Here is a 2307-nt window from a genome sequence, read left to right as displayed (position 1 = left end):
GCACCACCGACAAGGTGTCACTGATCACCGACGCGCCCCTGTCCGACCTCGGCAAACTGCTCGGCACCTACCCGGGCGCCATCGAGGTCAAGCAGCAACGGTTCGAGTTGCAGTCCACCCGGTTCAACGACACGTCCCCCTTCTCCGGAGGCGCCTCGATAACCAACGGCGGCAATCAGTGCACGTCCGGCTTCGCCGTACACAACCGCACACGCGCCAGCGACCAGTACATGGTGACCGCGGCTCACTGCTTCGCCAACAGCAACGTCGTCTGGAGCGGGCGGACGGGCGGCCCGACGCTCGGTGTCGTCCGGTTCAGGTTCGCCGACAACGACTTCGAGCTCATCGGCAACGGAAGCTACACGCACAACATCTACACCGGCGGCACCCACGACAGCACCGCGACGCACTTCATCTACACCACGCGGGCGGCACGCGTCGGCGTCAAGGTGTGTGTGAGCGGACAGACCACCTTCAACCACTGCGGCCACAAGATCAGCAACGACAGGTTCAGCGTCCAGTGGCCCAACTCGGGCGTCAGTGTCTCGAACGGCAACGGGTTCGTGTACGACCGCGGCGGAACGAACAACCCCTGCTACTGCAACGGGGAGATCACGAAGGGCGGTGACTCCGGCGCCCCCGTCTACGAACCGGACACGACCGACAGCGGAGCCATGCTCGTCGGTATGCACGAGGGCGTCGTCAACGGCCACATGGTCGGCGTGAAGGTGAACGCCATTCTGAACGAGTCGGGCACCGCGCTCACGACCTGACCGGCGGCGCCCGCGATGGACCGTGGCGGGCGGGGTGTCTGCGCCCGCCATGGTCTGCCCGAGCGCCCCCTCGCCCAGCCCCCTCCCCCACCGTCACATCCGACCCACGCACGTCCCGCCCAGAGGGCGGCACCGTACTCGTCTGGAGTTCACCATGCCCTTCTCCGGCAAGCGCAAGAGGGCCACCCCGGTATCCGCGGTATCCGCGCGTCCGAGCACCAAACCGGGCCAGGGCGGCGGCGTCCGACTCGGCAGCTGGATGCTCTCCGGGACCCCGCACCTCGGTGCCCTCGCGGTGACCGGCGGACTGCTGATCGCCCTCGGCCTGATCATCAGCGGTCCGGACGTCGCCTCCACCCCCATGAACGGCGGCGGTTGGACGCAGGCCGCCACCTGGAGCGTGTTGCTCTTCAAGACCGGCACCAGCGTCCTGTCGTTCCTGCCCCTGCTGATCGGCGCCTACCTCGCCTACGGTGTGGCCGGCGTGCCAGGAGCGATATCCGGCTTCGTCGGCGGCATGGCCGCCATGGCCGTCAGCACGGGATACCTCGGTGGTGTGGTGGCCGGTGTCATGGCTGGTGTACTCACCCTCGCACTCCAGCGGATCCCCCTCCCGTCGGTTCTGCGGGAGACCGCGACCACTGTCCTTGTCCCACTGGTGTCCGCGGCCTGCACCACGGTCGCCTTCTTCGCCTTCGTCGGACCCCAGCTCGGCGCGTTGGCCCAGTGGCTCGACCTCCACATGGGCCGACTGCAGTTCCACCATGTCGTCGTAGTGGGTCTCCTCCTGGGACTCATGACGGGCTTCGACCTCAACGGGGCCCTGGGAGGGGCCGCCCTGTCGTTCGGGATCACGGGTCTGAGCGGCGACAACCCCGCCAACGCGGCGCCGCAGAACCTCACCATCATGGCCGCGGTCGTGGCGGCGCGTATGGTTCCGCCCCTGGCGATGACCCTCACCACCGTCATACGCCCCGCACTGTTCAGCAAGGCCGAGCGCGACTGCGGAAGGTCCGGATGGCTGCTCGGCGCGATCGCCGTCCCCGAGGGCGCGCTTGCCTTCGCGTTCGCCGATCCCCTGCGGGTGATCCCGGCCTGCATGGCGGGCTGTGCCACCAGCGCCGCCATGGTCATGGGCCTGGGCGCCGGCACGTACGCCCCCTTCGGCGGGGTCCTGGCGATGGGGCGTTTCGGCGGCCTGTGGGTCTTCTCCGGCGCTGTCCTGGCCGGTGTCGTCGTCACGTCGCTGGTGACCATCGGCCTGAAGAACCTCGGCCGGGCGGCTGCCGTCGCCGAGCCCGCCGCAGGGGCCACGGCCCGCACTCGTCGACTCGCCAAGGTAGCGGCCTAGTCCCGTCCTCAGGGCGGGTGTGGCGGAACCAGGTCCGGGTTGCGCCACGACCCGCCACGACACGACACGACCCGCCACGACACAACATGACACGAGGAGAACAAGTGAGACCTCTCTCGACATCAAGACGCCGTGCAGGACTGCTTGTCGGCGCTGTCCTCGCCGCCTCGATCCCCCTCGCGG

2 protein-coding genes are annotated in these 2307 nt (G+C 68.7%); both read left to right on the top strand.

The features are described 5' to 3' along the window. On the top strand, nucleotides 1-773 hold a 773-nt coding region (locus tag ABT254_RS46410), incomplete at its 5' end, for a chymotrypsin family serine protease (RefSeq protein ID WP_502972157.1). Between the two features lie 154 nt (nucleotides 774-927). Next, a complete protein-coding gene (locus ABT254_RS46405) occupies nucleotides 928-2124 on the top strand; it encodes a fructose-specific PTS transporter subunit EIIC (protein ID WP_351483750.1) in 1197 nt (398 codons plus the stop codon). Nucleotides 2125-2307 lie beyond the last annotated feature (183 nt).

It is taken from the genome of Streptomyces sp. NPDC001137, from assembly GCF_040298885.1.
Lineage (GTDB): Bacteria > Actinomycetota > Actinomycetes > Streptomycetales > Streptomycetaceae > Streptomyces.
The sequence above is the reverse complement of the archived record's forward strand: the minus strand, read 5'-3'. Positions and strand labels throughout refer to the sequence as shown.